The 25,604-nt window shown below is 48.3% G+C and carries 28 protein-coding genes; 9 read left to right on the top strand and 19 right to left on the bottom strand.

The window, feature by feature from the left end; genetic code table 11:
* Positions 1-145: 145 nt before the first annotated feature.
* On the top strand, positions 146-1,108 hold the full coding sequence (locus SPIBUDDY_RS10510) for a radical SAM protein (RefSeq protein WP_041381307.1): 963 nt from the start codon (positions 146-148) through the stop codon (positions 1,106-1,108).
* Here SPIBUDDY_RS10510 and pyrH read toward each other — a convergent pair.
* The 3 genes from pyrH to SPIBUDDY_RS10495 form a co-directional block, all read right to left on the bottom strand.
* Complete coding sequence (gene pyrH / locus SPIBUDDY_RS10505) at positions 1,086-1,787, bottom strand: UMP kinase (protein ID WP_013607737.1); 702 nt, start codon at positions 1,785-1,787, stop codon at positions 1,086-1,088. The two genes, SPIBUDDY_RS10510 and pyrH, sit on opposite strands and share 23 nt — an antisense overlap.
* A 68-nt stretch (positions 1,788-1,855) precedes the next feature.
* Entirely contained in the window at positions 1,856-2,722 is an 867-nt protein-coding gene (locus tag SPIBUDDY_RS10500; RefSeq protein WP_013607736.1) for an AraC family transcriptional regulator, read from the bottom strand.
* A gap of 78 nt (positions 2,723-2,800) precedes the next feature.
* On the bottom strand, positions 2,801-3,370 hold the full coding sequence (locus tag SPIBUDDY_RS10495; protein ID WP_013607735.1) for a hypothetical protein: 570 nt from the start codon (positions 3,368-3,370) through the stop codon (positions 2,801-2,803).
* A 204-nt stretch (positions 3,371-3,574) separates the two neighbouring features.
* Between SPIBUDDY_RS10495 and SPIBUDDY_RS10490 the strand changes: the two genes are divergently transcribed.
* Positions 3,575-4,480: a VOC family protein gene (locus SPIBUDDY_RS10490; RefSeq protein ID WP_013607734.1), complete on the top strand. Its 906-nt coding sequence runs from the start codon at positions 3,575-3,577 to the stop codon at positions 4,478-4,480.
* Here SPIBUDDY_RS10490 and SPIBUDDY_RS10485 read toward each other — a convergent pair whose 3' ends face one another.
* The 8 genes from SPIBUDDY_RS10485 to SPIBUDDY_RS10450 form a co-directional block, all read right to left on the bottom strand.
* Positions 4,481-5,617, bottom strand: a complete 1,137-nt coding sequence (locus tag SPIBUDDY_RS10485; protein ID WP_013607733.1) for a GGDEF domain-containing protein — start codon at positions 5,615-5,617, stop codon at positions 4,481-4,483.
* A 177-nt stretch (positions 5,618-5,794) separates the two neighbouring features.
* Positions 5,795-6,265: a hypothetical protein gene (locus SPIBUDDY_RS10480; RefSeq protein ID WP_013607732.1), complete on the bottom strand. Its 471-nt coding sequence runs from the start codon at positions 6,263-6,265 to the stop codon at positions 5,795-5,797.
* 13 nt (positions 6,266-6,278) lie between these two features.
* Positions 6,279-7,385 carry an NADH:ubiquinone reductase (Na(+)-transporting) subunit F gene (locus SPIBUDDY_RS10475; RefSeq protein WP_013607731.1) on the bottom strand — a complete coding sequence of 369 codons (1,107 nt, stop codon included), beginning with the start codon at positions 7,383-7,385 and terminating at the stop codon, positions 6,279-6,281.
* A gap of 10 nt (positions 7,386-7,395) precedes the next feature.
* On the bottom strand, positions 7,396-7,989 hold the full coding sequence (locus SPIBUDDY_RS10470) for an NADH:ubiquinone reductase (Na(+)-transporting) subunit E (protein WP_013607730.1): 594 nt from the start codon (positions 7,987-7,989) through the stop codon (positions 7,396-7,398).
* Complete coding sequence (locus SPIBUDDY_RS10465; RefSeq protein ID WP_013607729.1) at positions 7,982-8,593, bottom strand: NADH:ubiquinone reductase (Na(+)-transporting) subunit D; 612 nt, start codon at positions 8,591-8,593, stop codon at positions 7,982-7,984. Before SPIBUDDY_RS10465 ends, SPIBUDDY_RS10470 begins: the two co-directional genes overlap by 8 nt.
* A gap of 1 nt (position 8,594) precedes the next feature.
* Positions 8,595-9,188, bottom strand: a complete 594-nt coding sequence (locus SPIBUDDY_RS10460) for an FMN-binding protein (RefSeq protein ID WP_013607728.1) — start codon at positions 9,186-9,188, stop codon at positions 8,595-8,597.
* Positions 9,185-10,159: an RnfABCDGE type electron transport complex subunit D gene (locus SPIBUDDY_RS10455; RefSeq protein WP_013607727.1), complete on the bottom strand. Its 975-nt coding sequence runs from the start codon at positions 10,157-10,159 to the stop codon at positions 9,185-9,187. The genes SPIBUDDY_RS10460 and SPIBUDDY_RS10455 overlap by 4 nt, the downstream gene beginning before the upstream one ends.
* A 103-nt stretch (positions 10,160-10,262) precedes the next feature.
* The gene (locus tag SPIBUDDY_RS10450; RefSeq protein ID WP_041381305.1) at positions 10,263-11,384 is read right to left on the bottom strand and encodes a hypothetical protein; all 1,122 of its coding nucleotides are present in this window, start codon (positions 11,382-11,384) and stop codon (positions 10,263-10,265) included.
* Between the two features lie 170 nt (positions 11,385-11,554).
* Here SPIBUDDY_RS10450 and SPIBUDDY_RS10445 point away from each other — a divergent pair, with 170 nt between their 5' ends.
* Positions 11,555-12,514, top strand: a complete 960-nt coding sequence (locus SPIBUDDY_RS10445) for a ketopantoate reductase family protein (protein WP_013607725.1) — start codon at positions 11,555-11,557, stop codon at positions 12,512-12,514.
* A 19-nt stretch (positions 12,515-12,533) separates the two neighbouring features.
* Here SPIBUDDY_RS10445 and SPIBUDDY_RS10440 read toward each other — a convergent pair whose 3' ends face one another.
* Complete coding sequence (locus tag SPIBUDDY_RS10440) at positions 12,534-13,616, bottom strand: alpha/beta hydrolase (RefSeq protein ID WP_013607724.1); 1,083 nt, start codon at positions 13,614-13,616, stop codon at positions 12,534-12,536.
* A gap of 180 nt (positions 13,617-13,796) precedes the next feature.
* On the opposite strand from SPIBUDDY_RS10440, the gene SPIBUDDY_RS10435 reads away from it, so the two are divergent.
* The 3 genes from SPIBUDDY_RS10435 to SPIBUDDY_RS10425 all read left to right on the top strand — a co-directional run bounded on the left by SPIBUDDY_RS10435 (position 13,797) and on the right by SPIBUDDY_RS10425 (position 15,754).
* Positions 13,797-14,390 (top strand): helix-turn-helix transcriptional regulator, encoded by a 594-nt coding sequence (locus tag SPIBUDDY_RS10435; RefSeq protein WP_013607723.1) that lies wholly within the window; start codon positions 13,797-13,799, stop codon positions 14,388-14,390.
* An 84-nt stretch (positions 14,391-14,474) separates the two neighbouring features.
* On the top strand, positions 14,475-15,119 hold the full coding sequence (locus SPIBUDDY_RS10430; protein WP_013607722.1) for a phosphatase PAP2 family protein: 645 nt from the start codon (positions 14,475-14,477) through the stop codon (positions 15,117-15,119).
* Entirely contained in the window at positions 15,116-15,754 is a 639-nt protein-coding gene (locus SPIBUDDY_RS10425) for a phosphatase PAP2 family protein (protein WP_013607721.1), read from the top strand. The genes SPIBUDDY_RS10430 and SPIBUDDY_RS10425 overlap by 4 nt, the downstream gene beginning before the upstream one ends.
* Before the next feature lie 12 nt (positions 15,755-15,766).
* On the opposite strand, the gene SPIBUDDY_RS15765 is transcribed toward SPIBUDDY_RS10425, so the two are convergent.
* Entirely contained in the window at positions 15,767-16,978 is a 1,212-nt protein-coding gene (locus tag SPIBUDDY_RS15765) for a GGDEF domain-containing protein (protein WP_013607720.1), read from the bottom strand.
* A gap of 272 nt (positions 16,979-17,250) precedes the next feature.
* On the bottom strand, positions 17,251-17,682 hold the full coding sequence (locus SPIBUDDY_RS10410) for a flavodoxin domain-containing protein (protein WP_041380727.1): 432 nt from the start codon (positions 17,680-17,682) through the stop codon (positions 17,251-17,253).
* 171 nt (positions 17,683-17,853) lie between these two features.
* Here SPIBUDDY_RS10410 and SPIBUDDY_RS10405 point away from each other — a divergent pair, with 171 nt between their 5' ends.
* Positions 17,854-18,528 (top strand): TetR/AcrR family transcriptional regulator, encoded by a 675-nt coding sequence (locus tag SPIBUDDY_RS10405; RefSeq protein WP_013607718.1) that lies wholly within the window; start codon positions 17,854-17,856, stop codon positions 18,526-18,528.
* Here the strand turns inward: SPIBUDDY_RS10405 and SPIBUDDY_RS16045 are convergent.
* Positions 18,424-18,849, bottom strand: a complete 426-nt coding sequence (locus tag SPIBUDDY_RS16045) for a GtrA family protein (RefSeq protein WP_013607717.1) — start codon at positions 18,847-18,849, stop codon at positions 18,424-18,426. The two genes, SPIBUDDY_RS10405 and SPIBUDDY_RS16045, sit on opposite strands and share 105 nt — an antisense overlap.
* A gap of 140 nt (positions 18,850-18,989) precedes the next feature.
* On the opposite strand from SPIBUDDY_RS16045, the gene SPIBUDDY_RS10395 reads away from it, so the two are divergent.
* Positions 18,990-20,087, top strand: a complete 1,098-nt coding sequence (locus SPIBUDDY_RS10395) for a Gfo/Idh/MocA family oxidoreductase (RefSeq protein ID WP_013607716.1) — start codon at positions 18,990-18,992, stop codon at positions 20,085-20,087.
* A 47-nt stretch (positions 20,088-20,134) separates the two neighbouring features.
* Entirely contained in the window at positions 20,135-20,935 is an 801-nt protein-coding gene (locus SPIBUDDY_RS10390; RefSeq protein ID WP_245523769.1) for a hypothetical protein, read from the top strand.
* A 21-nt stretch (positions 20,936-20,956) separates the two neighbouring features.
* Here SPIBUDDY_RS10390 and SPIBUDDY_RS15755 read toward each other — a convergent pair whose 3' ends face one another.
* Genes SPIBUDDY_RS15755 through SPIBUDDY_RS10370 form a run of 4 tightly spaced genes read right to left on the bottom strand, consistent with a single transcriptional unit; the run spans position 20,957 to position 25,602 of the window.
* Positions 20,957-22,033: a class II aldolase/adducin family protein gene (locus tag SPIBUDDY_RS15755; protein WP_013607714.1), complete on the bottom strand. Its 1,077-nt coding sequence runs from the start codon at positions 22,031-22,033 to the stop codon at positions 20,957-20,959.
* A 14-nt stretch (positions 22,034-22,047) separates the two neighbouring features.
* Complete coding sequence (locus tag SPIBUDDY_RS10380) at positions 22,048-23,523, bottom strand: aspartate aminotransferase family protein (protein WP_013607713.1); 1,476 nt, start codon at positions 23,521-23,523, stop codon at positions 22,048-22,050.
* Positions 23,524-23,533: 10 nt separating this feature from the next.
* Positions 23,534-23,983 (bottom strand): GtrA family protein, encoded by a 450-nt coding sequence (locus tag SPIBUDDY_RS10375; protein WP_013607712.1) that lies wholly within the window; start codon positions 23,981-23,983, stop codon positions 23,534-23,536.
* 11 nt (positions 23,984-23,994) lie between these two features.
* Positions 23,995-25,602, bottom strand: a complete 1,608-nt coding sequence (locus SPIBUDDY_RS10370; RefSeq protein WP_041380724.1) for a xylulokinase — start codon at positions 25,600-25,602, stop codon at positions 23,995-23,997.
* Positions 25,603-25,604: the final 2 nt, after the last annotated feature.

The following is a 25,604-nucleotide window of genomic DNA, read 5'->3' as shown; positions in this document are numbered from 1 at the left end:
GTCAAGCGTATCCATACAACTGGATAGATGCTTCACTTCATATGTGTTTACAATATACCAAACAAGGAATAATAAAAGTGCATAGTATGCATACTCTGTTTCTGGACATCTATGCATGCGAGACTACTTTTGCTACACTTTTGCTATGGAAGAACTGATGTTGAATGCCTACCGATCGTGCAGGCTTTGCCCGAATTTTTGTAATGTGGACAGACTTGCAGGTAAATTTGGACGTTGCGGTGAAACAGCCGAGGTACGGGTTGCATGGGCCGGGTTGCATAAAGGTGAAGAGCCTCCTATAACCGGAGAGAATGGCTCGGGCATGATTTTCTTCAGCGGTTGCCCGCTCAATTGTGCCTATTGCCAGAACCATCAGATTTCCACCGACGAAAATGCATTGGGTATAGTCGTGAGCATCGAAGAACTTGCTTCTCTCATGCTTGGCCTACAGGACCTAGGAGCCACCAATCTCAATATGGTTACCGGTACCCATTTTATTCCCTCCATTATTGCAGCGTTGCAGATTGCCAGGACCAAAGGATTGGTATTGGATGTGGTTTGGAACAGTTCCGGTTTTGAGGATGTCACAGCCTTGGAGATGATTGATCCTTACATCGATGTGTATTTGATTGATGTAAAAACTTTGGACAGTGAAGTTGGTGCCAAGTTTTGTGGATTGCGGCGCTATGCTCAGGATATCAAAGGCGTCATGCAGTTTCTCAAGCAGAGGCATGAAAGAACCTATGTGGATGAAAAGGGGAATCTGAAAGGGCTGCTTGTCCGGCATTTGGTGTTTCCGACGACACTTGAGGCAAGTCTTTCTTTTCTTGAGTATTTTGCTGAGGAGCTGAAGGAGTGTGCCTTTCTCTCATTGATGGTGCAGTTTGAACCACCCAAGGGTGATATCTCGTTCCCCCCGATCACCCAAGAAGAATATGACACTCTGCTTGTGGCTCTAGAGGATTTGCAAATAGAGGAAGGATTTGTTCAGGAATTGGGGGAGAATATCTCCTGGATACCTGACTTTACCCAGGAGAATCCTTTCCCCGAGGGGTTTGCAACCCCTCTGCCGTATTTCCAGACTCTTAAACGCTCTCTTCTCCGATGACAGTTCCGAAGAATGGCCGCCCATAGAGGATATCCATAGTGTTCTGGATGTTTCTTCCATCGGCACACACTACTTTCATGTGCATTTTCTCGGCCCGTTTGCTGGCAATCGGGTCGAAAGGTGTACTCTTGCCAGGAGTCCATTGGTTGCCTACCATGGTACGATAATCGGCCCAGCTTATTGCATCCAAAGGTTGTGCATCCGGGTTTTTCTTCGGATCATCGGTGTATACCTTGGCAATATTGCTCAGATTGATGATGAGCTGGCCTTCGAAGCGCTCGGCGAGGATGACTGCATCGTTGTCTGTGGAGAAGCCGGGTTTCCAGCCAGCTGCTACCAGCACCTGCCCGCGGAAATTTATATGTCCGGTTGGGTCGGTGATCAGGTTGTCGGTGCAGAATTCACTGAGCATTGCCTTAATCAATTGCCCATTGATGTGGGTGGCGCGGATACCAAGCCAATCGAGTTCTTCGCTGTCGATATCCTCTTGGATGGCCCGCATCGCTTCCTGATATACCCTCGCAGGAGCACCACCGCCGCATACCAATATGATTTTTCTGCTCTTATCTTCTTTCAAATATATTCTGAGAGCCTCATTGAGCTGCCTAAGAAAGGTACTGTCCACCTTATCCGGAGCAATGATGGATCCTCCAAGTGAAATGACTGCCAAATTGTTCATTGAATCCTCCGCCAAGTATCCTACCAGATTTGGGCCTGGGTCTCAATCATTGCAGTATGCTTGGTCCTTTATTCGAGCAATTTTACCGCAATCCAAATCTCACTATGGGCATATCCTGGATTTTGTGTATCCATGACGGTCCATGAGAAGGATGGAGCGTCGACAAGTTCATAGTTTGAGGAAGGCAGCCACTGGGCGTACACATTTGCCATAGTCTGTTGCAGTGTCGCAGGAAAGGGTCCGTGATTGGGAAATACTGCCCAGGTATGTGCCGCTACTGCAACCAATTCCAAGCCTGCTCCAACCTTTTGTTCTGAGGTCAAAACCCCGATCAAGTGGGTCAATTCACCTTCCTCCCTCAGAAAGTGCGCATCCGCCTCATACGATGCGTTCACGACCTTGTACGGCTCGATGTTCTGCAGCCTATGTAACTCTTGTCTCTGCTCAGCTGTGATGCTCTGGGCAAGCTTGATGATCTCTTGGTTTACTCCTTCAAATTGCATGGGTACCCGTTTGGTGACTCCTGCAAGATAAAAGGCCGGTTTTTCAATGATTTTGTACTCCATGGTGTTGGCTCCTGTTACTGAAATGGAAAAAGATAGTTTTTGATAGAGCGTACAAGTTTTTGTTTTGTTGATTTCACTGGGCAACATTGAACACCAACTTTTGAAAGCGCGGGTGAAACCATCCAAGGATTCGTAGCCGTATTTGAAGGCGACATCGGTAACCTTCTCTCCACCCAACAAGTCCTTGCACGCTTCAGACAATCTCCTTAATCTGATGTATTCACTCAGCGATGTGCCACTCAGATAGAAAAAAATCTTCCTGAAGTGGTAGTCGGATACCCCGGCTTCGCTGGCGATCATCTCAAGGGTAAGGTCCTCACTCAGATGCTGCTCAATAAAATCGATTACGTGATTCAATGTTCGTATCATGCTTTTATACTCTCTGGTTGTACTGTATCAGACTCAATACAAGGAAGCTCGACAAAAATATACGTACAAAAGTCGAATCTATGAAGCCTGGATTCCTTTCTGTGCTTGCGTGATGTTGCTGCGATTGATAGGTCCTTCAAAGACGAATTCCTTGGTATCCAGCGTAAGCAAGTCGTCAGTTGTGATAAGCTGTGTAACCTTCGAAGAGGAGAATATTCCGCTTTCGATGAGTATTTCTGCAACAAACTGGGAGCAGAAATAATGGGATTTTCGTTTGATAGGGGTATTGAAAAGGATTCCGAACAATCCAAGCATATTGTAGCTGTACGTATCCTTCTCAAGAATGAATCTTTCAATACGATTTGACAGAGCCTCGTATTGTAATGCCGTGACCGGAATCCTGTAGATCAAGCAACGGCAATCCTGGGATTTGGTGTACACACCCTCATACAGGTTTTCAATGACAAACCCACCACAAAATGGGTTGTCCGGTTCAGTACGGCCAAAAGAGTACAGTCTTTCAAAACTCTCGTCGAAGCTGATTGAAGCATGGGCATACTGCAAATGAGAACACAAACCGATCAAGGTGGAGAGCCAGGTTCCTGTTTTGGAACATATCAGGTAAATCGAATGGCTGGGTTTATTCAAAGTATTCGCTCCTCTCTAGCGTACATACTTGCAAATGGCGTGCCAGCTTGTTGTTTTGGAAGTATTTGGCTGATTATACTCCAATTTTTTACAATTCCTGCTGACTTTGGGTGAATTTAACCAATTTATATGGTTTTCTTGGCCACTAGGAGGGTTGCATAGCAATACAGAATATCATAGTGTTTTACTATGTGAGGTGCACATATGATGAAACAACGAATTATTCCCCATATCTGGTTTGACAACCAAGTATTGGAAGCCGTGCAATTCTACACCGAGGTGTTTGAAGATTCGGCAATAATCCATGTCACCAAGCTCGAGGATACCCCCTCAGGTGATTGTGATTTGGTTTGGTTCTCCCTATCAGGTTATCAATTCATGGCAATGAATGCCGGACCGTATTTCAAGCCCAATCCCTCGATATCATTCTTCGTGAACTTCGATCCAGGCAGTGATCCTCAGGCTAAGGAACATCTGGATCAGCTGTGGAACAAGCTCAGTGAAGGCTCCACCATTCTGATGCCGCTTGGTGAATATCCCTTTAGCAGCCATTATGGCTGGATTCAGGATACGTTCGGACTCTCCTGGCAGCTCATTCTTACCCGTGCGGAAGGAGAACCAAGGCCTAAGATCATTCCCTCTCTTTTGTTTGTAAACACGGTGAATGGAAAGGCAGAAGAAGCCACCCGCTTCTACCAATCAGTGTTTAGGCAATCGAAGATGGGTGAAATTGCTCGTTATCCTGGTGGTATGGAGCCGAACTTGGAAGGAAGTGCAATGTTTATCGACTTCATGCTGGAAGGCCAATGGTTTGCCGCCATGGACAGTGGCTATGAACATCCCTTCTCGTTCAATGAAGGCATTTCCCTGATGATCGAGTGTGACAGCCAGGAGGAAGTCGATTCCTATTGGCAGCAGCTTTCTGCTGATCCAAAGACAGAGCAGTGCGGCTGGCTGAAAGACCTGTATGGTCTTTCTTGGCAGGTATCTGCGCGCCGAATCGATGAAATGCTCTATACGGGGACACAGGAGCAGCGAAATCGGGTAACACAAGCCTTTTTGGAGATGAAGAAGATCGATATTGCCAAGCTGGAAAACGCCTTCAGGTAATTAGGTCGTCTGCCCAACGGTAGGTGTGACTTCGGTGAGAATCTTTTTCATCACTTTCTTCTGCTCATACATTGCATGGTCGGCCAATCTGGTCAGGGCGTCTGCCGTCAGTGAGGGCTCATAGACATGATAACCCGAACTGAAACTGAGCGAGGCGAGGTGTGGGTTTGTGTGATGAATCAGGAGGTTTCGTAGCTCCTCAATCTGCTTTTCGATAGTTGTAGAGGTGTAGATTACGGCAAATTCATCACCTCCGAGCCTGAAGGCCAGGCCGTTTGGATGGAATACCTGTTTAAGAGCATGAGCAAATCCAATCAGTACCTCATCCCCTGCAACGTGTCCATATTGGTCATTGATTTGCTTGAAGGAGTTCAGATCAAGCATGAGCAGGCCAAACTGCTTATCCGATTGGATAAGAAAACTCAAATGGGTATCGAAACTGTTCCTATTGTACAGTTTGGTCAAAAAGTCCTCATCGGAAGGCGTAGTTTCAAGAAATATGTAGATGACCAACAATGCAAGTACGACTGAAGTCCATGAGAAGTGAAGTTTGGAATTGATCAGTTGCAGCAACATGCCCGCGATGGGGATGAAAAAGAACAGTATGTATATCAGAGCCTCCTTGTTGGGAATCCTCTTTCTATGCTTTGTGACAAAACCGATGCAATAGAGATAGATTGAACCGATAAGCAGGTAATGGAAGGCTTTGAACGGGCCGCTGCTGTAGCTGTTGGTTTGCATCCTGACCGTGAAATATACAGGAATGAACATGTTTACTACCAGCAATGCAAACGTCAAAAGGCTCGCACCTTGGTAGTAGAGGCGTTTCTTCAGGCGCTGAGGATTGTGAAAAAGGCGATAGTCCACATAGGACATCAAGAGGCCTCCGATTACTGGTCCGATGAGGAAAAGCACGAAATTGGTACCATATTCCCAGGCATAGGCGCCGACGAACAGTTTCCCATCAAAAATCCAGGTCAGTGGCTCCATAATGATTGCTATGGCAGTAGTCAGGAGAATCCATTCAACAAGCTGTCGACTGAAGGTGCGTATGCGGGACGTATGAATGAACGCCAACAAAATGAGCAGGATGGACAACGCAAAGAGGTTTATTTGAAATTGTATTGCATAGCGCATCGTAAAATCCTTCTGTATAGGTACGGTATATCCTGAAGAAGCCTTTTGCGCTTGTCAACCGTCTGCAAACTAAAGGAAATGGGATATTCCTGGAAAAACGTGCAGGCTATGCACTGAAACTCATCGTCGGGATAACGCCCAGGAATATCACTGTTTCAATGTAAGGTACTTTTCTGCTTATTCCTCTACCTCTGCGACTTCAAGGACTTGAACCAAGTCCTCCGGCTCAAGCCTGAAGGGAGAACCTTTGCCCTCAAAGAAGCAATGTTCTGCGATGAAGTGGATGTGAAGGTCCGTATATACGATGGTTCTTCCTGTCTTCTTGTTGACAACCGTCGTATTGATTTTCCCATACATGCCCTTGCCTCCGAAGGGGGAGGGCAGCAGGCCTCGAACCGAGTCCACCTTTACGTCAAATCGGTCTTCAACGGATATGAACTCGCCAAGTCCTGCAAAGCCCAGTTCCTTGAAGTGGTCCATTCTTTGTGAAATGGCTTTACAGGTGGTTTTAAGCCTACGAACCGTCAGGCTGTCACTTGCAATAATATCTACAAGGTTGCGCGTGTCATCGCCAAGGAATCCATCCAAGGTGATAACGCCTTTCTTCATCTGCTGCTGGATCTTATCGAATTCGGGCGTCTGTTTCATCGTCGGCTCCTTGTTAAGAGAATTTGTCGTAGAAAATGTTTTCCGGGGCCACGTTCAGCTCGGTGAGCACCTTCATGCAGGCGTTGATCATCCCGGGGCTTCCGCAAAGATATGCCTCACTATTGGGTCCATCCTTGACCATACGCCTGACTACATCGGTGATGAGGCCGATTTCGCCTTCCCATTTGTCTTCGGGGGCAGGTTCGCTCAGCGCCGGTACGAACTTGAAGTTGGGCATGGCCTGCTGTAGCTCATGCATCTCATCCAGGAGGAAGAGATCACGCTTGGAACGGGCGCCGAAGAAATACATTGTATTGCGCTTGATCCCCTTATCCTTCATATCCAGCAGGATTGATTTGATAGGGGCCATTCCAGAGCCTCCTGCGATGCAAATGATATTTCGTTCACTGGTACGTAAGTAGAAATCTCCGTAGGGCCCGTTGATGGTGACCTTATCACCTTCCTTGAGGAACTTATGTACGTAGGTGGTACAAATCCCATTGGGAACCAATCGGATTTCCAGCTCCACCCGTGTGTTGTCATCCGGGGGAGAGGCAATGGAGTAAGCACGATACACGCTTTCTTCTGAGTTCTCATACTCCGGTACTTCGAATTGGATATACTGTCCGGCCTTTGGGGTGATGGTATCACCTTCCTTGAGGCGCAGCGTGACTTCCTTGATGTCATGGGTGAGGTCTCGGATACGTTCAACCACCGTATTGAACTCCCTGACTGAGAAGAGTTCTTCGGGGATGGCAATGGAAACATCCGTTTTCACCTTGAACTGACAGGAGAGTCTAATCTGTTGCTTCTTCTCCTCCTCACTGATGAAGGGCAGCTCGGTAGGCAGGTATTCCCCGCCTCCTTCCACCACCCGAACCTTGCACAAGCCGCAAGAGCCTCGTCCACCACAGGCGGAGGGAATGAACACCCCTTCCTGGTTGAGTGCCTTCAAGAGAGGTTGGCCTCCCTTTACCTGAAGCTCCTTGGTCCCGTTGTTGATGGAAATCTTGACGATTCCGTAGTTGCCGATGGTTGCATCGGCAATAACCATCAACAAAGCGAGAAAAACAGAAATCAGGCTGATGATTGCGATACTGATCAGAAGTGTAAGTACCATGTGCTATTCCTTATGATACGGCAATCATGCCGGAGAAGCCCATGAAAGCCATGGCCATGAATCCAGCGATTATCAGGGTGATTCCAGGTCCTTCAAGCGCAGGCGGAACCTTGGCATTTTTCAGCTTCACGCGGATGCCTGCCATGGCGATGATGGCGACAAACCAACCGATACCGCTTCCCAGTCCAAACAAAAATGAGGTAAAGAACGTGTACTCTCTGATAACCATGAACAAGCTGACACCCAATATTGCACAGTTGACGGTGATCAAAGGCAAAAAGATTCCCAGCGATTGGTAGAGTGGTTCGCTGTACCGTTCGATGGTCATCTCAGTCAGCTGGACGAAGGCGGCTATAACGATGATGAAGACAATGAAGCGCAGGTATTCCAGGCCGAAGGGGATGAGCAGATACTCATAGACAAGCCAATTCAGCGGCGTTGTGGTTGCCATGACGAATATGACGGCAATGCCCAATCCCACCGAGGTTTTCATCTCCTTGGAAACAGAGAGGAACGAACAAGTGCCCAAATAATTGGTCAACAGGATGTTGCCGGTGAAGATGGAGGCAAAAAATACAGCGAAGGGCATCAGTGACTCATGCATGTTTGGCCTCCTTCATAATGGTTTCACGGATGATCCAGATCAGGATGGCAAGGACGAAGAACCCGCCGGGAGGCATGATCATGATCGACCAGTTCGTCCACCAGGACCCGAGGATTCTGTAGCCCCAAAGGCTGCCTGTTCCCAAGAGCTCACGCACGAAGGCAATGGCAAGCAGAACGTAGGCATACCCGAGGCCTGAGGCAAGGCCGTCGACCAACGAAAGCATCGGTTTGTTCTGCAAGGCGAAGGCTTCGACACGTCCCATGACGATGCAGTTCGTGATGATCAGACCAACGTACGGTCCCAACTGCTTCCACATATCCGGATAGAAGGCCTTCAGCACGATATCGACGATAATGACGAAGGTTGCAATAACCATGGTCTCCACCATCATGCGGATGCGTGAGGGAATATGGTTGCGGAGCAGGGAGATTGTCCAGCTGGAAAGGGCGGTGGTGAACATGACTCCCAGCGTCATCACCAAGGTGTTCTGCAGCTTGTTGGTTACCGCGAGGGTGGAGCAGATACCCAGAATCTGGACAAACACAGGGTTGTTTTTCCCCAGTGGTTCCATAAAGGTCTTGCGTAGTTTGTTCTTGGCCATATCACTCTCCTCTGATGATGCGCTTGGCAGCATCGGCGGCTTGGTTTGAAAGATTCCTAAAATACTCCGAGGTTCGGGTGGCCCCGGTTATGGCATCCACTTCACTCGGTGTGGCGGCAGTTCCTTCCTCGACCAAGGTAAAAGGTGCCTGCTTACCTTTGAACTGGGCGGTAAACCATGGCTCCTCGATACGGGCTCCCAAGCCTGGGGTCTCGTTTTGGCTGACGATGGCGATACCGGTAAAGGTGCTTAGGTCCTCCTGAAAACCTGCCATGATGGAGATGGTACCCCAAAGGCCCGGGCCTTCAAGGGGAATGATGTAGCGTGTACCCGATGTGCCGCTGGTGGTGAAATAGCCCTCGGCCTCTTTGACGGCTTTCTTATAGGCTAGCTCGATGCCCTCGGTAGTATTCTCATACTCCACTCCTCCTGCATCGAGGATGGCCTTGCGGGTAAAGGAGAGCTCATTTGCTAGAGCCCTGTCCTGGGTTGCAAGATGGATGCCGGCGGTAAGCAGAATGCAAAAAAAGGTAGTAAGGAACATGAAAAGCAAAGGGTAGATGCGTTCCCGGTAAAAGACCTTTTGTGTACTCATGCAGCACCTCCTTGGACGCTTTTCTGTTTCTTCTTGGCCTTTGCACTCTTGAGCAGGGTGTCAAGCAGAGGAGCGAACATGTTGGCGATAAGGATGGCGAAGGTCACCCCCTCGATCCATGTGGAAAAGGTGCGGATCAGGACGGTAAGCAGCCCGAACATGGCCCCATAGATCCATCGGCCTGCATCGGTCGATTGGGAGGCTGAAACCGGGTCGGTAATCATGAAGAAAGCGGCAAGGAGGAAACTGCCCGAGAATAGGGCCGTGAGGGGAGAGGTCGCTGCCACCAAGCCATTCTCTGTTGCAATTTGCAATCCACTTGCCCAAAAGATGGTCTGTAGCAGTACGAATGAGAGCAGGGATGCGAGCACGATTTTCCAGTTGGCCGCCTTTTTGTAGACGATGTAGATACCCCCCAGCAGAATGAGCAGTGCACTGGTTTCGCCAAAACTCCCGCTGCTGAAGCCTAGGAACAGGTCCAGAACACCTACGCTTCTGGTTACGAGCGGAGTAGCGGCAGAAACGCTGTCGGCTTGGCTGATCCAGGTACCAAACCCTGCAGGGAAAAAGCCCAAGGTGGTGGCATTTCCAATAAATTTTGCCGTCATGGGAACGCCGAAGCTGATATACACGAAAGCTCGGGCGGTAATCGCAGGATTGAAGATATTCTTGCCAAAGCCTCCAAAGACCATTTTTCCGAAGAGTATGCCGAATGCTATACCCATGGCCGCTATCCAAAGGGGTATGGTCGGCGGTAATGAGAGAGCAAACAGCGTACAGGAGACGAACAAAGACTCGGTTACCTTGAATCCATACCGCTTGAACATGAGCCATTCACATACCAGCCCTGTAGCGGTTACGACTGCGAGAACTGCGATAAATCGCCATCCAAAAAAATAGAGTGCAGCAAGGCAAAGCGGAGCAAGTCCATAGAGGACAGTTCGCATTGCCTGTTGTTTTTGTATGTTCACCTTACCTCCCCCTTTTGCTTTGTAGTATACGGCAAGTTTGGAGAGAAGTAAAAAGTAAACTGTCAGTAAATAACGCTTCTGGTAGGCTCAGGTTGGGTGCTGGTTAATCCAATGACCGTATGTAGCAACGCCTTCGTTTGTGCTGTTCGGTACGAAAACTCTTCCATTGGGTTTGTACATTGTTGTTGTTTTCCAGCTCCGGGCCAGTTTCGGCATAGAGTACGCCATTGGCAATCGCCCGTTTGATCCCCTCGTGCATGATTATCGCATTGACGCCCCTGCCGAAGTATTCGGGCTTGACTGCAATCAGGTACATATCCAGTACCTGATGCGTTTTCAAGGCTTGAAGGATGGGGATGAAACCAAAGGGGAAAATTCGTCCACGAGTCTGTTGCAGCGCCTTTGAGAGAGAAGGAACCATGATGCCGAAACCGATGACCGATTCCAGAGCATCGACGACTACGAAAATATAGTCCAGACTCACCAAGCTGAAAAATTGCTTGATGGCCATATCGATCTGTCCATCACTGAGCGGGCAGAAACCATACAGTTTCGCAAATGACTCGTTGTACATATGAAACATCTGATGGGCGTACGGGATTACCTCTTTTTTCTTGGTAAATGAGAGCAGACGATACCCATGCCGTTTTTGAGCGATTTCACAGATTCTCTCGATGCGGGGATCTGGTTGCTGAGGAACAAAGACTTTGTATTCGACCCAGTCAATATCCTTGGCAAATCCAAGTTGGCTGAGGTGTTCATGGTAGTAAGGATGGTTATAGAGGGTAATGAACATGCCGATCTGGTCAAAGCCATCCACCAGCAGGCCCTGCTTGTCGAGGTCTGAGAAACCGATGGGCCCGATGATGGTATTCATGCCCTTTTGCTTGCCCCAGGCAAAAACTGCATCGAACAGAAGACGGCTTACTTTTATGTCGTCAATGACATCGAAGCGGGTGAAGCGCATGTATGACTGAGCTTGGACCTTATTGAGCTTATGGTTGATCAGAGCTGCAATGCGCCCTACAACCTTACCGTCTTGCTTGGCGAGGAACGCAACAGTCTCACAATATTCATATGCAGGATTTTTCTTGGGGTTGAAGTTCCACCGTTCATCGAGCAATAAAGTTGGTACATAGTAGGGATTGTCGGTATATAAAAGATTGGGAAAGTTGAAGAACAATTTCCAATCGCGCTTCGAGGATATTGGTTGGACACAAAGCATGTGGACCTCCAAGGTTTGTCTTTTGCCATTGTATCGCATTTGGTTTGCGATGCAACTGAGAGTTTCAAGTTTTTTATACATTCTCATCGAAAGTGTTCTCCATATCTGATTGCTTCAAGGAGTGGTTTTTTCATGCGTATCGATTACACTACAACACAGGAGGCCTACTGATGCGAATCTTGGTGATAGGAGCCGGAGCAATCGGGAGTCTGTTTGCAGGGAAGTTGTTAAAAGCAGGTAATGAAGTTGCTCTCTTGGCTAGGGGGGTGCGGCTTGGTCAGTTGCATAGCGATGGCCTAAAGCTACGCTCAGCCAACTCGGCACTAATCGAGACCTGTCCGGTACAGGTAATCGCATCATTGGAAACCGATGACATTTTTGATTACATCCTGGTTGTAGTTCAGCGAACGCAGATACAAGCTTTGCTGCCTATCCTAAGAACCAACAAATCTCCAACTATTGTGTTCATGGTCAATACAGCATCAGGGTATGCTCCCTTCATCGATGCAGTAGGGGCTCAACGGGTCATGATTGCATTCCCGAGTGCCGGCGGCGAAGTTGTTGATGCTGTGGTGCACTATCGGCTTGGAACAGGGTTGGTACGGGTATTCCAAACTACGACGATTGGAGAATTGGTGCCTACTCAAAACGACCGTATCAGGGTGTTGAAAAGAGTCTTTTTTCGTGCAGGCATCCCCACTGTAACCTGTACTTCCATGGATGCATGGCAGAAAACCCATGTTGCCATCGTGTGCCCGATAGCGCAAGCACTCTATAAGCATGCAGGGAACCCGAAATCTCTAGCCAAGCATCCCGATGATGTCAGATTGATGATTCGTGCCATGCAGGAAGGCTTTATAGTGCTAGGTGCCCTTGGATACCGGATAGTGCCCCGAAAGTTATGGTATTTGCGATTGCCAGCCGTTCTGGTGGCACCGATTTTCTCTTTGATACTTCTCACAAATCTTGCAGAGACTGCGATGGCGAAGCATGCACGCAGAGCTACGAAAGAAATGGCTGTGTTGCAGCAGGAATTGTTACAATTGGTGGATGCAAGTACCCTTGCTGCTCCAGCAATTCGAGCGTTGGCAGCAATTCCCTGTGAGATACAAGTACAGCCTACTATCTAAGTGTACGTTCGCCTATCGATTATTGCAGTAATGCATCAAAAAGGAATGCATCAATTTCCTGCATAAGACTTGGCTGCAACATAGAGAGTTGCAAACGGTCAATACCGTCGTAGAATTCTTTGTTGGTTTCGTAGGGAATCTCCCCATCATACGCATCGAAAAGCAAGCGATACTGTGCATTCACTTTCTCTACATACTGAACCATCTCATCGGTGCGAAACAGGTTGTTGTGAGCGTTTCGACCTTCTTGTGTTGCCGTGATATAGCTGACCTTTTCGTTGGTTATCCGATCTCTTTTGGCAAGGATCGAACTGCCACTATAGTGGACCATCTCGTCCTCAATCCCATGGATGATGAGAACCGGTATGTCTGTCTTATTGAGAGCGGACACGGCAGTAGAGGAGGCCACGCTTCCAAACAACAGGTGTTGGTAGAGCCAAAGAAAAGGATATTGTGTGTATATGAAACTTCCCATCAGATTATGTCCTTGTTCAAGGACCATATCCATTGCCGAGTTTGCCCCCGAAACACTCACCACTGCCGTAACGTCATGCCCGAAATTGAGCACATTCACTACGGCATATCCCCCCCAGCTGTGACCGAAAAGCAACAGAGGAAGGGAAGATAGGGTTGGCTGGCTTTCAATATAGGAGAGAGCGGCATGCAGGTCCAATACTGCCTGGGGAAAGCCTTTGGTGGACTTGCCTTCACTGTCGTAACTCCCTGTGCAATCGTAGGTAAAAACTCGAAATCCAGCGTCGACGAAATGCTTGATCTGGCTCAAATAACTGTCAGCCCCACCACCCAACCCATGGGCGATCACCATCAATGCACGGCTATGTTCGCTGCCATACAGATACCCTTGCAAGGTATTCTCTGTTGAGTTGAAGGATACAAGCAAGCGGGGATAGTCCGCTTCTATATCATGGTATCGAAGGTTTGCTGATAACGCCTCGTCAGCTCTATCATAGCGGGGAAATTGTTTGTCGTAGACAATCTTGGTGATACCAATCGACACAAGCATGAAGAGGAGGACCAGCAAGCCGAGTCCGATCGCTAAGCGCTTGCCAATGTGTCTTTTCTTCTTGGTTGTTTCCGGCACCGAGATGACTCCTTTCCAATCGCCTGAAAGAAATCATAGTACAGATTCTCAGCAATGGATTGCAAGCTGTGAAGGCAGTCAGGCAGATATCTTGAAACGTTGCTTTGTTTTCACTTCTTGCTCTTGCAGTACCTGAGTATGGTATAGTTATCCAAAATTTCTCAAGAAGGACTTGCAAGCATGCAGTTTCATGAAAAACTCAAAGCCTATCGGTCGTCCTACGGCCTTACGCAGGAACAGCTTGGAGAAAAAGTATTCGTCTCCCGAGTTACCATTTCCAAATGGGAGACGGGTAGGGGGCTTCCCAACCTCGGTTCCTTACAGCAATTAGCAAGTTTGTTTGGGATTTCTGTTGATGAGCTTCTTGGTTCCAACGAGCTGGTGGCCTTGGCCCAGACTGAAGTGAAGAATACCGTACGACAATCCCACACCCTTATGTTCGGCCTCCTCGATGTCCTGTGTGTACTTCTGGTTTTTCTACCCATCTTTGCGGATGGGAAAGGGCATTCGTTTACCTTGTATGCGTTCTATCCAATCGCGCTCTTTCTCCAGCCGCTGATGATGGCTCTCGTTATACTGCCCTCCGCTTTCGGTGTAGTCGAGCTTGCACTACAGTCACGACTTTCAGAAATCTGGGGCAGCCGGATTTTGAAGATTTCTCTCACTCTTTCCTTATTGCTCTTGCTGCTGCTTGTAAACTGCCGTCAGCCATATCCCAGTACGTTTGTGCTTTGTTTGGTGGTGGCAAAGGGTTTCATCCTCATAAAACGGTGATGATACGCAAAGTATCGCTCTGTAAAGCAGAGTTTGTGGTGTCTTTCAGCCATCCGTGCACAATGGGTGGCTGGAGGTACGATCATGAAACGAGATGTACGAACGGCTTTTCTGCTTCTTTTCCTGTTTTTGCTCTTGGTTGTCTTACTGCTCACATTGGATGTCCAGCCTATTGGCATAGAGCAATCCTTGGTTGGTCTGGCAACCATCAATACAGCATTCCATCACTGTATGGGAACCCATCTGCTTTGGTATGTGATAACTGATTGGCTTGGCATCGCAGCATTGCTCACCGCCTGCCTTTTTGCCGCAGTCGGCTTTTTCCAACTGGTCAAGGGCAAGAGCTTTCGCCGTGTAGATGTCTCCCTGCTCATTCTGGGAGCCTTTTATATAGGGGTACTGGCGCTTTACCTTTTCTTTGAAACCTGCATTCTAAACTACCGACCCCATTTGATTGCAGGACCGATGGAGGCTTCGTTTCCTTCCAGTCATACCCTGATCGTGCTCTTCATTATGGCATCGGCAAATGTACAGATGCCCAGCTATGTATCCAATCCGACTGCAGTAAAAATTCTGAGAGGCTTCTCAACACTCATCATCGCTGTGACCATACTAGGCAGGCTCTATAGCGGTGTCCATTGGTTTACCGATGTGCTGGGGGGCGTACTATTGGGTTCTGCTCTCGTTTTGCTGTTCCGAGCAACCGTGTATAGGGGGGATAGGGTATGAAAAAGTACTCTGCTTTCCTGGTGCTTTTGATAGCAATCTCATGGTCCGCTTCAGCGGTTAACTCCTTTGACCGATCAGCAATGTATCCGTACTCAAAATCCTTCGATTCCGTGGGAACAGCCTTCGAAATTGCTTCCCTTCTCGCTCCTGCAATCTTGCTTGGTGAGCAAAAGAGCGAATATCTGACAATCGGGACGATATATGCTGAAACGATGCTGGCTGCCTATGGCCTGAAAGAGCTAGGAAAACTCTGTTTCCAAAGGGCTCGTCCCTTCATGTATTTCACCGACTATCCCCAGACCAAGGTCGATGAGGGCGATGCCTACGATTCCTTTCCCTCCGGACACGTCACCATGGCGTTTGCAGGGGCTTCGTTTGCCTGTTCAGTCTTTGCTGCCTATCATCCTGACTCTACGTGGAGGCTGCCGGTTGCCGTTGCTACGTATGGCTTTGCAACTGCAACTGCATTACTCAGGGTTGCAAGCGGAAATCATTTCATGAGTGATGTGCTTGCAGGTGCTTTAATCGGGACAGCTGTCGGGCTTGGCATCCCATTTTGGCATAGGAAGGCAGGGCTTACGAGTTTTGAGGCAACGGTTTCTCCGTACGCATTGGCTTTTCGGATTACTCTGTGACAAAGAGTATTCCTACGTATCTGTTCGGAGATTTGAGGTGGTTTCACCTTCCTTGCTGTTCCGTTTTGCCTCATACATTGCCGCATCGGCTTTTCGCAACAACGTTTCGCTATCGGCTCCTTCGTCAGGGTAGACGGCTAAACCGATGGATGCCTTCACCGAATAGGCAATATTTTCCATATACACCGTACTTTGCAACACCGTTTGAACGTTGGCTGCGAATTGTTGAGCACTGGCATAATTTTGTATGTTGGATGCGATTATTGCAAATTCGTCTCCACCCAGGCGTGCCGCAAAATCAGATTCGCTGATGCTTTCTGCCAAGCGACTCCCTACTGCAACAAGGACTTTATCCCCGATTTGGTGACCATAGGTATCGTTGATGGTTTTAAATCCATCCAAATCAATATACAGAACAGCAATCTTGTTTGCTCCCTGGTTTTCTGAGACGACACTTTCCAATCTTTCAAAAAAGTATCTTCTGTTGGGCAGTCCTGTCAGCATGTCATATTTTGCGTACTTTTCCATTTGCAGTGCAGCCTCATGAAGGCGGCTTGTTTCCTTTTGGATATGCAGGTTCTCAGTTTCCAGTGCATGGATGGTCATGAATTTCTTCATGGAGTAGAAAACGGTGCCGTAGGCAACCAAGGAAAGGCCAACCAACAAGAGTAAAGGCAATTTGTTGGCTTGTAGGGTGGTTCTAATGTTATCCGTGACGTAAAAGTAATAGGACAGATTCAGAAAAATTGAGATTACCAAGGCAGAGAATACCGGCCAGTTGTTGACGATTGACTGGTACAGGGGCTTTAAAAACCGTTGGAACAGGAGAATAACAATCAGATAGAGCACAAAACGGAGGATGATATTGGCATACGCAGGAGAGGGAAAGAGTCTGCCTAGGATAAAACTGAGGATGATAACCATCATCGCAAGGTTGATGCTCGTTAGAAACGTAAAACTCCATTGCATGAGGCTTTGTTTTGTCAGGGGTTTCATGGCGAAACCTACTACGATAAACAAGAGTATTGAGAAACGTGACAATGATGTCAGATCTCCATAGAGGTAGAACCAGATGGTGCTGGCCATGTTGAGTGTAAACGCAAATAGGGCAACGATGATGGTGGTCTTACGGCCAAATCTTGCCTTTGTCAGTGTAAACAGAAGAATGACATACATGACCGATGAGACACTGCCGCGAAGCATATTGATGATCAATTCGTTCATACGGTATAGGATCCTTTGTGACTTGGTGTTCCTGTCAGCACAAATTGCTTTAAGAATAGCAACGTACTCGTACGGTAATGCTGAAAGTGTAATGATTGATGGATAAGTCTGCAATAGAAAACCCTATAAGAAGGAATTATGGTATAGCTATTAATGTAATATACCTACCTAGAGGTATAGTATTAGATGCGAATATTCACGGAAGTCCAATGGATGATGAATCGATTCACACAGAATTCGGTGTTACGGTTGGCACCATGGATCTAATGCATCTACGAAATGATGGTTTTAGCTACAATACTTTTCGCCGCTTCCGCAACAAATTGGAGATCTCGCTTATTGGGGTGGGTAAGCTTAATGAAAAACACTGCCCCGGGACAGGTGATTTCATCAACTACCGAAATGCCTTTCATGGTTAAAATTTCCCGAATTTCTTGTTGCTTGCGCTGGGTGATGGATACGCTGCTTGTTATCAGCACCACGTTCTTAACCTGCTCGGTATCAAGGCTTTGTGCATAGGAGACCAGCGCTGGATTGCACTTGCCGGCATAGATGCCACCGGCGATGAACAGCAACTCTGATTGTTCGCCCTTTGTGCATTGATCGACAGATTTTGCTTGTACGAGAAGAGCTTTCGCTACGGCCTGTGCCAACTTTTTTGAATGTTGAGTTTTTGTCGCATATACGACGCGTACGTGGTCCATCATCATCTCTTTTTCCCTTCATCGACAGAATCAGTATGTAGGTTGGATGCCAAGGCCATTATCAGGTAACAATGGTAACGCTGGTACCATTGGTCATATCCAAAGTCTCAATGTTTACAGTGTCAACATTATTTAGTAAAATTATTCCATACAAGTAGTAATGAGAGTGCTATGGGAAAAAGAAGCTACCATCATGGTTCATTGGAGAACGATCTGATACACAAGGGCCTTCAATTGCTGACCACTGTCGGTCTAGAGGCATTTTCCTTACGAAAGGTTGCTGCTCTGTGTGGAGTCAGCAATACTGCCCCCTACCGGCATTTCTCAAGCAAACAAGCCCTCATCATCGCTATTACCACCCGTGTATCGACGGAATTTACGTGTGCTCTCGATAGCGTTGTGCACCAATACGAAGGTGATCGCAAAAAACAGATTATTCAAGCCAGTACGTTGTATGTTTCTTTCATGGTGGAACATCCCGAACATTTCAAATGCATCTTTATGATGGATCATACAAGGCCGCTTTTCATCAAAGAGGGAACCTTTACAGAGCCTGACCGATATATCGTATCGATGTTTAAAATGCTGTTTGGGGGCCTTGGGGAAGAACACACCATGGATGCACTGGCAGTATGGAGCTTGGTCCATGGCTTTACCGCCATGCTGGTGAACAAGACCCTTGTCTATGAGGGCAGCTATACCGATGCGGTGGAGGCAATGGTGAAAAAGCTTTGTTTCTTTTCACCCTCGGGTATTCATGGAAGTCCGATAGATGATGAATCGATTCACACAGAATTCGGTGATAAGGTTGACCACCATGGTCCCACCCAGGACGATGTAGTCTGAAATCCCAATCTGCACCAATGCATCACCCCACCAGGTGGATAGCGGGGTGAAAATGGCGTAATAGATAGCCAGTTGCAGCATAGCCTTGGGAATGTTGTTTGCACTCTTAAAGGTAAAGCGTCGGTTTACCGTAAAGTTGTAGACGACACTTGCAATGAGGGCGGTCAAATAGCTCGGCCAATAGGGTAGGTGGAACAATTCCTCACAGAGGGTGAAAACCAGGACTTGGATGATTCCTGCACTGATGGAAAAGAGAACGAACTTGCCGATTTGGATGAGATTCTCTTTCTTGCTTACTGCTGCAGCTTCATTGGTTTCCATTATTTCTTCCTTATGCCGGCACAATTTCCGACACTCTGTTTGAGTATACCGCCCTTTATTGCAAGGTCAAGGACTCTTTTACGTATGTATTCCCGCTACTGCTGAAAGGAAAACCTTCCCTGCTGTGATATAGTAGTTGTATGAGCGAAATTTTCACTAGGTCAGGTATGCGGATAATCCTTATCGGCTACGGATGGCGCAGTCTCTTCTATTATCGGATCATCAAGGCACTGCCTGAGCGCTTTACCTTGGTGAATTGGGTTCTTCACTCCAAGCAGCGCGCAGAGCAAGTGAAGCAGCAGTATCAGACGACGACCAGTTTTGACGTTCTTGAAGCTCTTTCGTATCCTCATGATCTGGTGGTTTTGTGTGTTCCTTCCTTAAGTCTCCAGTCCCTCTTGCCTACACTTATCGAGTGTGGGGAAACGATTCTCTGTGAAACCGGTTTTACCCAGCTGTCATTGCAAACGCTGTCCACAATCTATACGCTGTATGCACAGTCACAAAGCAGGGTGTTTGTCGCCGAGCAGTACTATCGCTACCCCTACTTCCAAACATGCGATGCTCTTATTCCTCTTCTGGGACCCATAACAGAGGTACGAGGGGCCTGCCTGCATGATCATCATGGCACAAGCATCCTTCGTCATTTTCTTGGTGAGGGGGGCGGCAATTGCAGCATTACCGCTTCAAGCAGAACTAGTTGGGTGGTGAAAACCGGTGGAAGGGATTCTGTCGATACCGAAGGTATTCGCATCCCAACCAAGCACACTACCGCTACATTGGCATTTGAGGATGGAAAGACCGGGTATTTCGATTTTGCCGGCGTAGCCTACCATAGCAGCATCAGAAGCCGGCACTTCAGCCTTTGTGGGGAACGGGGGGAGATTTTTGACGATACAGTCCGGTACCTCAATACACAAAACGAGGGAATTTGCCAAGTCATCAAGAGAATCGAGGATGGAGTTGCGAACAACAGCCCGCTTTCCCTTCGTGCCATGGCCTTTGGGGATACCTACCATTTTAAGAACCCGTATTGGCCTCTAGGCTTCAACGATGATGAGATTGCTCTTGCCTTATGCCTGGAAGATGCCTGTTGGGGCAAAGGGTATTCGCTGTCTGAAGCGCTTCAGGATTCCTATCTTGCACAATGCATACACAGAAGTTGCAACGAGCAAAAAACCATAGAAACCCAAACACAAGTCTGGGCGAAAGCTCTGTGGCGTGAGAAAGAACAATGAAATCAATCATAACCTATCTCGAGAGTGAAGAAACAAGGAAGAGCATCATGCATGCTATTCAACAGAATCTGTATCTGTACCAAGGTATCAATACCGAGGAAAAGATTCAGAGCCTGACAGGCTCCTTATATAATTATCTGGTTATGGAATGTGTACAGGTCAATCAGTATGTTTCCCTTTCAAAGGATACCATTGATTCCCTCAATATCCTCTATAGGGAACTTGTGCTTCATCTTCGAGGTCTCGCACTCGAAAATAGGACGTTGCAGGATGATTTGGAGATCATCGTTCAGCGTCATAGGGCGAAGCTTATTTCAGCACTCAAGCATAATAGCTACAATAAGAATCAGGATCAGCTTTTCATTCCTTGTGCAGAGTATTCGGGGAGTTTCCAATTCCACTTGCTCCACCTTGGGGACTGTTTGCTGAAACAACCAATTCTTGATGTGGGTTGCGGGAAAAAACATCAGCTGCTTTCGTATCTGGAGGAAAAAGGATTTGAGGAGCTCTATGGGCTTGACCAATACCACAGCGACGAGCATCGAATCTTTTGCGGCAACTGGTTTGACTACCATTTTCTTCAGTCAACCTGGGGAAGTGTAATTGCCCATATGTCTTTTTCCAACCACTATAGAAGAAGCCTCATCAATCAAGATTCCGATACGGTGCTCTATACCATGAAGTACTTGGAAATCCTGGATTCGCTCATTGTTGGGGGGCTTTTCATCTACAGCCCGGCTGTGCGTACAATAGAGGAGACACTGGACAGACAGAGGTATTCAATCACCTATTTTCCCAATCTGGACGATAGGAATCTTGATAGTGTTTGCATTCAGAGATTGTGCTGATACAGAGGAGCATGTGCTGTATCAGGCAAGTTTTGAGTATTTCTGCTTGTACACATAGCGCATCAAACGGGCATCGAGCCACGTAATGTGCCGTACACGCAAGTCGGCAAGATGGAGCACCTCTGCCTTGCAGTTTTTCTGAACCAGTGTAGCAACTGCATGGGCTTCCGATTCACTATTGCCCATGCACAGCGCCCCTACGCCTTTCATGAGTAAGGCATCACAATGCTTGGCTTTACCCAGGAGCTTGGAAACTGGAGCGTTCTGGTGCATTACTGCCAAAGAAGGAGCTGCAATCTGAGCAAAGTCATCCAAATAGGCAGCCAGTCTAGGGACCATGTCCATTACGGCAAGCACTTCCTGCGAAATGAGTAGTAAGATAGTGTTGCAGTCGGTCTTGTCCGTAAGCAGTTTAGCGCAGAGTTGCTGAAGGGTGGGGTCAAGAGTCTTCCCGTATTCGAGGTTTCCGGTATTGCTGATTGCAGCAGCAAGCTTGATGCTACTTGTTCCCTCCAAGGCTTTTATCATCGGTGCATGGACATACACCGCCTCTTTGCATGCCTGTTCCAAGGCTTGGGCGATTGCAAACGAGGCCTCCATGCTTGGACCGAAACAGAGAGCCCCATGACAGGCCATCAGCAGGGCCGAAGAAGAGGTAGCCTGGAGTACCTTGGTGACGTTGTTGTGAAGACGCTTGGTACCGGGAAGGCCGTAGCTGGCAGTCGGTATGCTTGTTCCCAGTATGTCCTGGAACGCAGTCGGGACCGATACCGATTGGCCGAGCAAGCTAGCCAAGGAGGCCATCTCCTGATGGGTATGCAACACACACTGTACAGCAGGTTTGTTTCGATAGACTGATGCATGCATGCCTTTCTCCGAGGAAGGCTTGATGCTACCGCTATAACTCAGATCAGAGAGTGAAACCAATACCAGTTGGTCCTCACTCAGGTGCTCATAGGCTTTGCCGCTTGGAGTGATGAGAAACGATTCTTCTCCCACCCTGCAGCTGATATTGCCCCACGTGCGGGCAACCAAATTGGAGGAAAGCAGGTTCCTTGCAGCTTCCAGTACAGCCTGTTTTGCTTGTTTCAGTTCCATCCTGCCCTCCTTCATTACTCAATGCATTCGACGTGAGCGAATACACGGTCGAAGGCTTCAAGGGCCTGGTCGATCATCGCATCATCGTAGGCGGCACTGGTATAGAGCCTGCTTCCCGCGAGCGTGACCAGACCCTCTGCCATATAGGCAGCTCCCATGTACTCCATTTCCTTCTTCCGTTTGGATGTTTCATTGATAACAGAGGTAATAGTCCAAGGCTTTTTCCAGTTGATGAAAAAGTGCATGGTTCCCACCGTTTCCAGATGGCATATCGATCCCTGGTTGAAGGCAACGAAGGGTAGGTGATGGTTCTCGATGAGAATCTGTAAACCTTTTGTGAGGCGGTCGCCCATACGCCCGGCGTTGCTACATGCATCGGTTCTTTCAATCTCTTCAAGGGTATGGTAGCCGGCGGCGCAACTGAGGGCGGTTGCCGCCATGGTTCCCCCGACCAAGGCCTTATGGATTTTGTCCCCGGTCTGGATGCCTGCAGCGAGGTATTTCATATACTCCTTCTTGCCGCCAAGCCCACCGGCACCGGGATAACCGCCGGCAATGACTTTGCCGAAGATGGTGAGATCGGCAGAGACCTTGAAATAGCCTTGGGCACCCGCCATTCCGATTCTGAACCCTGTCACAACCTCATCGAAGACCAAGAGTGCACCATATGCATGACAAAGGTTTTCCACTTCCTTGTTGAAGTGAAGGTCCAGCGGCCTGGTTCCGCTTTCAGGGCCGATAGGCTCAATGAAAACGGCTGCGGTGCCTCCCTTGAGTCGGTTGCGTTTAAGTCTATTCTCGAGTGCCTCAAGGCGGTTGGGAAAAAACTCCTGGGTATGCTTGAACAGATAGGAGGGGACTCCGTGCGCTTGCAACCCTTTGGTTCCAGGCAGGCGGATGCCATAGGCGAGTTGGTCGCTCCAGCCATGGTAGGCACCGCCCATTTTTACAATATTCTTCTTCCCTGTTGCAAGGCGTGCCACCCTGATCGCCGCCATGCAGGCTTCAGAGCCGGAGTTGAACATCCGAAACATCTCGACACTCGGCACACTTTCACAAACTTTTTTCGCAAGCTTGTATTCGTATTCATGGAAAAGACCGGTAGAGGGACCTCCATCCTTAAGGAGTTCTATGACCTTTTCTCTCACCGATGGAGGGTTGGAACCAAGCACGGTAGGTCCTCCAGCCTGTAGGAAGTCAAAATATCGATGGCCGTCCAGGTCGTACAGGTACGCACCTTCGGCCTTGGTCATTACCAACGGAAATGGATGGTTGAAGGCCAGGTTATGCTGTACACCCCCGGGAATATAGTGCTTTGCCTCATCGATCATAGCTTTGGAACGGGGGCACTGCTCATCGAAATATGCATGTTCATACTGAGCCAATGCTTTTCTTGCAATGCTGTACACGGGGCCTTTTATCAAGGCGTCGAGTTTCTTGGTGACAGCAGCACAATCGGGATAGGTTGAAATAGCAAAACGGGTATCCATATACGTCCTCCTACAGAATGTTTGTATGTTCGCGTTCCATGCGGGTGTTCATGGATGTGCGGTAGATGATGAACCGATTGACGCAGAATTCTGTGACGAGGTTGATGATCATGGTCCCTCCGAGCACGAGGTAATCGGATATGCCCAAGGCAACGAGCGCATCACCCCACCAGGTTGAAAGCGGAGTGAACAGGGCGTAGTAGATACCAAGCTGCATCATGGCTTTGGGTACGTTGTTTGCACTCTTGAAGGTAAAGCGCCTGTTCACGGTAAAGTTGTAGATTACACTTGCAATGAGGGCAGTCAGATAGCTGGGCCAATAGGGGAGATGCACAAGTTCTTCAAGAACCGTAAATACCAGGACCTGGATGACACCTGCACTGATGGAGAAGAGTACAAACTTTCCAATCTGGATGAGATTCTCCTTCTTGCTCAGTCGTACAACATGATTTGTTTGCATGGATTATTTCCTTATTCTCGGCAGTTCAAGGCAGCAAAAAGCTTCTTGTTGCAACGGTAGAGCTGTTTGTAGACAGAATAATTGCGGTCATATACCGCCTTGGCTTCCACCCTGGGAGTATAGAGTGCTCCCACCACGATTGCCTGTGTCGCTTCCTGGGCGGATTTGTATAATCCCAGCCCCATGGCTGCAATAATGGCGGCACCCAACGCCCCGACGTTCTGGGGTTGCTCGATTGTCTGGATGTTTCTCCCCAAGGTATCACTGAGAATTTGACAAGTCACCGGTGACAAGGCTCCCCCCCCAACGAAACGGATGGTGGGGGATGTTTTGATCGTTCGTTCCTGAACTTCGAGAAACCACCGCATATGCAGGCAGACACCCTCGGTGACTGCCCTGATCATTTCGGTTTTCCCGGTTTCCAGGCTCACGTTGAAGAACATGCCCCGGACATTGCAGTCTTCAAATGGACAGCGGTTTCCATGCAGCCACGGGGTGAAAAGGACCCGATTGCTTCCAGGGGGAATGGAGTCGATAACCGAAGCCATATATTCATAAAGGTTGGTGGCGATCGCCTCAGGTGAGTCGGTTACCAGTTTCTTATCCAGATAGAGGTTGATTTCGTCCAAAGCCAGGTGGTCTTTCACCCATTCTAGGCATTTGCCGGCGGTTTCCAGTTCACAGAAATAGGTGAAGAATCCGGGTAAAGCACTGACGATGGCTGCAGTTTTTGTTTTTGGATCGACCATGCTTCTTTCTACGACGGTTGAGAGCCAGCCTGAGGTGCCGATATAGATATGGCTGTCCCCAGCCTTGGCAGAACCGGAACCGAGTCCGATGATGGCAGCATCGCCTCCGCCTCCAAATACGGGAGTCCCTGCTTGGAGACCCAAAAAGTCAGCCGCCTTTTGGCTGAGCTTTCCAGCTTCATCCGTTGAGCGGATGATAGGTGGCAAGTGGCTTGGGTCGACTTTGAGCATTTTACACATCAAAGGACTCCATATCCGTTTTCTCACATTGAAGAGCAGGGTGGCAAAGGCTGAATCCTCGGTCATGACAAAGGCACCGGTAAGCTGTGCGATGAGATACTCTTTGACATCAAGCCATTTGTGAATGCGTGCATAGATTTCGCTTTCATGCTTCTTCACCCACTGATATTTCCAAACGGGATCCTTCACACTGGTTGCTACCGCTTTGGTAATGGCTAGTGATATCAGCAGCTTGACGATATTTGCACCGGCAATCGTCAGGCCGTGCGCCATGCCTTCCTTCAATTCATTGGTAGCACGTTGGTCGAGATAGCTGAAAGCGTTCCTCAGAGCGTTGCCTTGGGAATCTACGAGCACCAGAGCCTGCATCTGGGAGCAAAAGGAAATTCCCCGAATTAGAGAGGACTCAATGTTCGATTGAAGCAATACCTGTTTGGTGGTTGTGGCCATGGCGTTGTACCAGTCCTGGGGGTCTTGCTCGGCACCGCCTCCTTCACAGAGGTACAACGGGTATTTTGCGAGCGAGGAGGCAACCAGTTTCAATTGGTTCTGACTTGAAAAGAGGCATGTTTTCAAACCTGTTGTTCCGACATCGTAGGAAAGCAGGTAGGTATTCTTTTCCACGGCCATCC

It is taken from the genome of Sphaerochaeta globosa str. Buddy (genome assembly GCF_000190435.1).
Lineage (GTDB): Bacteria > Spirochaetota > Spirochaetia > Sphaerochaetales > Sphaerochaetaceae > Sphaerochaeta > Sphaerochaeta globosa.
The sequence above is the reverse complement of the archived record's forward strand: the minus strand, read 5'-3'. Positions and strand labels throughout refer to the sequence as shown.

Bases quoted from the DNA above. Each gene is read 5' to 3' on its own strand.
- SPIBUDDY_RS10510 (WP_041381307.1), top strand. From the start codon at position 146: ATGGAAGAACTGATGTTGAATGCCTACCGATCGTGCAGGCTTTGCCCG.
- pyrH (WP_013607737.1), bottom strand. From the start codon at position 1,787: ATGAACAATTTGGCAGTCATTTCACTTGGAGGATCCATCATTGCTCCG.
- SPIBUDDY_RS10500 (WP_013607736.1), bottom strand. From the start codon at position 2,722: ATGATACGAACATTGAATCACGTAATCGATTTTATTGAGCAGCATCTG.
- SPIBUDDY_RS10490 (WP_013607734.1), top strand. From the start codon at position 3,575: ATGATGAAACAACGAATTATTCCCCATATCTGGTTTGACAACCAAGTA.
- SPIBUDDY_RS10485 (WP_013607733.1), bottom strand. From the start codon at position 5,617: ATGCGCTATGCAATACAATTTCAAATAAACCTCTTTGCGTTGTCCATC.
- SPIBUDDY_RS10480 (WP_013607732.1), bottom strand. From the start codon at position 6,265: ATGAAACAGACGCCCGAATTCGATAAGATCCAGCAGCAGATGAAGAAA.
- SPIBUDDY_RS10475 (WP_013607731.1), bottom strand. From the start codon at position 7,385: ATGGTACTTACACTTCTGATCAGTATCGCAATCATCAGCCTGATTTCT.
- SPIBUDDY_RS10470 (WP_013607730.1), bottom strand. From the start codon at position 7,989: ATGCATGAGTCACTGATGCCCTTCGCTGTATTTTTTGCCTCCATCTTC.
- SPIBUDDY_RS10465 (WP_013607729.1), bottom strand. From the start codon at position 8,593: ATGGCCAAGAACAAACTACGCAAGACCTTTATGGAACCACTGGGGAAA.
- SPIBUDDY_RS10460 (WP_013607728.1), bottom strand. From the start codon at position 9,188: ATGAGTACACAAAAGGTCTTTTACCGGGAACGCATCTACCCTTTGCTT.
- SPIBUDDY_RS10450 (WP_041381305.1), bottom strand. From the start codon at position 11,384: ATGCTTTGTGTCCAACCAATATCCTCGAAGCGCGATTGGAAATTGTTC.
- SPIBUDDY_RS10445 (WP_013607725.1), top strand. From the start codon at position 11,555: ATGCGAATCTTGGTGATAGGAGCCGGAGCAATCGGGAGTCTGTTTGCA.
- SPIBUDDY_RS10435 (WP_013607723.1), top strand. From the start codon at position 13,797: ATGCAGTTTCATGAAAAACTCAAAGCCTATCGGTCGTCCTACGGCCTT.
- SPIBUDDY_RS10430 (WP_013607722.1), top strand. From the start codon at position 14,475: ATGAAACGAGATGTACGAACGGCTTTTCTGCTTCTTTTCCTGTTTTTG.
- SPIBUDDY_RS10425 (WP_013607721.1), top strand. From the start codon at position 15,116: ATGAAAAAGTACTCTGCTTTCCTGGTGCTTTTGATAGCAATCTCATGG.
- SPIBUDDY_RS15765 (WP_013607720.1), bottom strand. From the start codon at position 16,978: ATGAACGAATTGATCATCAATATGCTTCGCGGCAGTGTCTCATCGGTC.
- SPIBUDDY_RS10410 (WP_041380727.1), bottom strand. From the start codon at position 17,682: ATGGACCACGTACGCGTCGTATATGCGACAAAAACTCAACATTCAAAA.
- SPIBUDDY_RS10405 (WP_013607718.1), top strand. From the start codon at position 17,854: ATGGGAAAAAGAAGCTACCATCATGGTTCATTGGAGAACGATCTGATA.
- SPIBUDDY_RS16045 (WP_013607717.1), bottom strand. From the start codon at position 18,849: ATGGAAACCAATGAAGCTGCAGCAGTAAGCAAGAAAGAGAATCTCATC.
- SPIBUDDY_RS10395 (WP_013607716.1), top strand. From the start codon at position 18,990: ATGAGCGAAATTTTCACTAGGTCAGGTATGCGGATAATCCTTATCGGC.
- SPIBUDDY_RS10390 (WP_245523769.1), top strand. From the start codon at position 20,135: ATGCATGCTATTCAACAGAATCTGTATCTGTACCAAGGTATCAATACC.
- SPIBUDDY_RS15755 (WP_013607714.1), bottom strand. From the start codon at position 22,033: ATGGAACTGAAACAAGCAAAACAGGCTGTACTGGAAGCTGCAAGGAAC.
- SPIBUDDY_RS10380 (WP_013607713.1), bottom strand. From the start codon at position 23,523: ATGGATACCCGTTTTGCTATTTCAACCTATCCCGATTGTGCTGCTGTC.
- SPIBUDDY_RS10375 (WP_013607712.1), bottom strand. From the start codon at position 23,983: ATGCAAACAAATCATGTTGTACGACTGAGCAAGAAGGAGAATCTCATC.
- SPIBUDDY_RS10370 (WP_041380724.1), bottom strand. From the start codon at position 25,602: ATGGCCGTGGAAAAGAATACCTACCTGCTTTCCTACGATGTCGGAACA.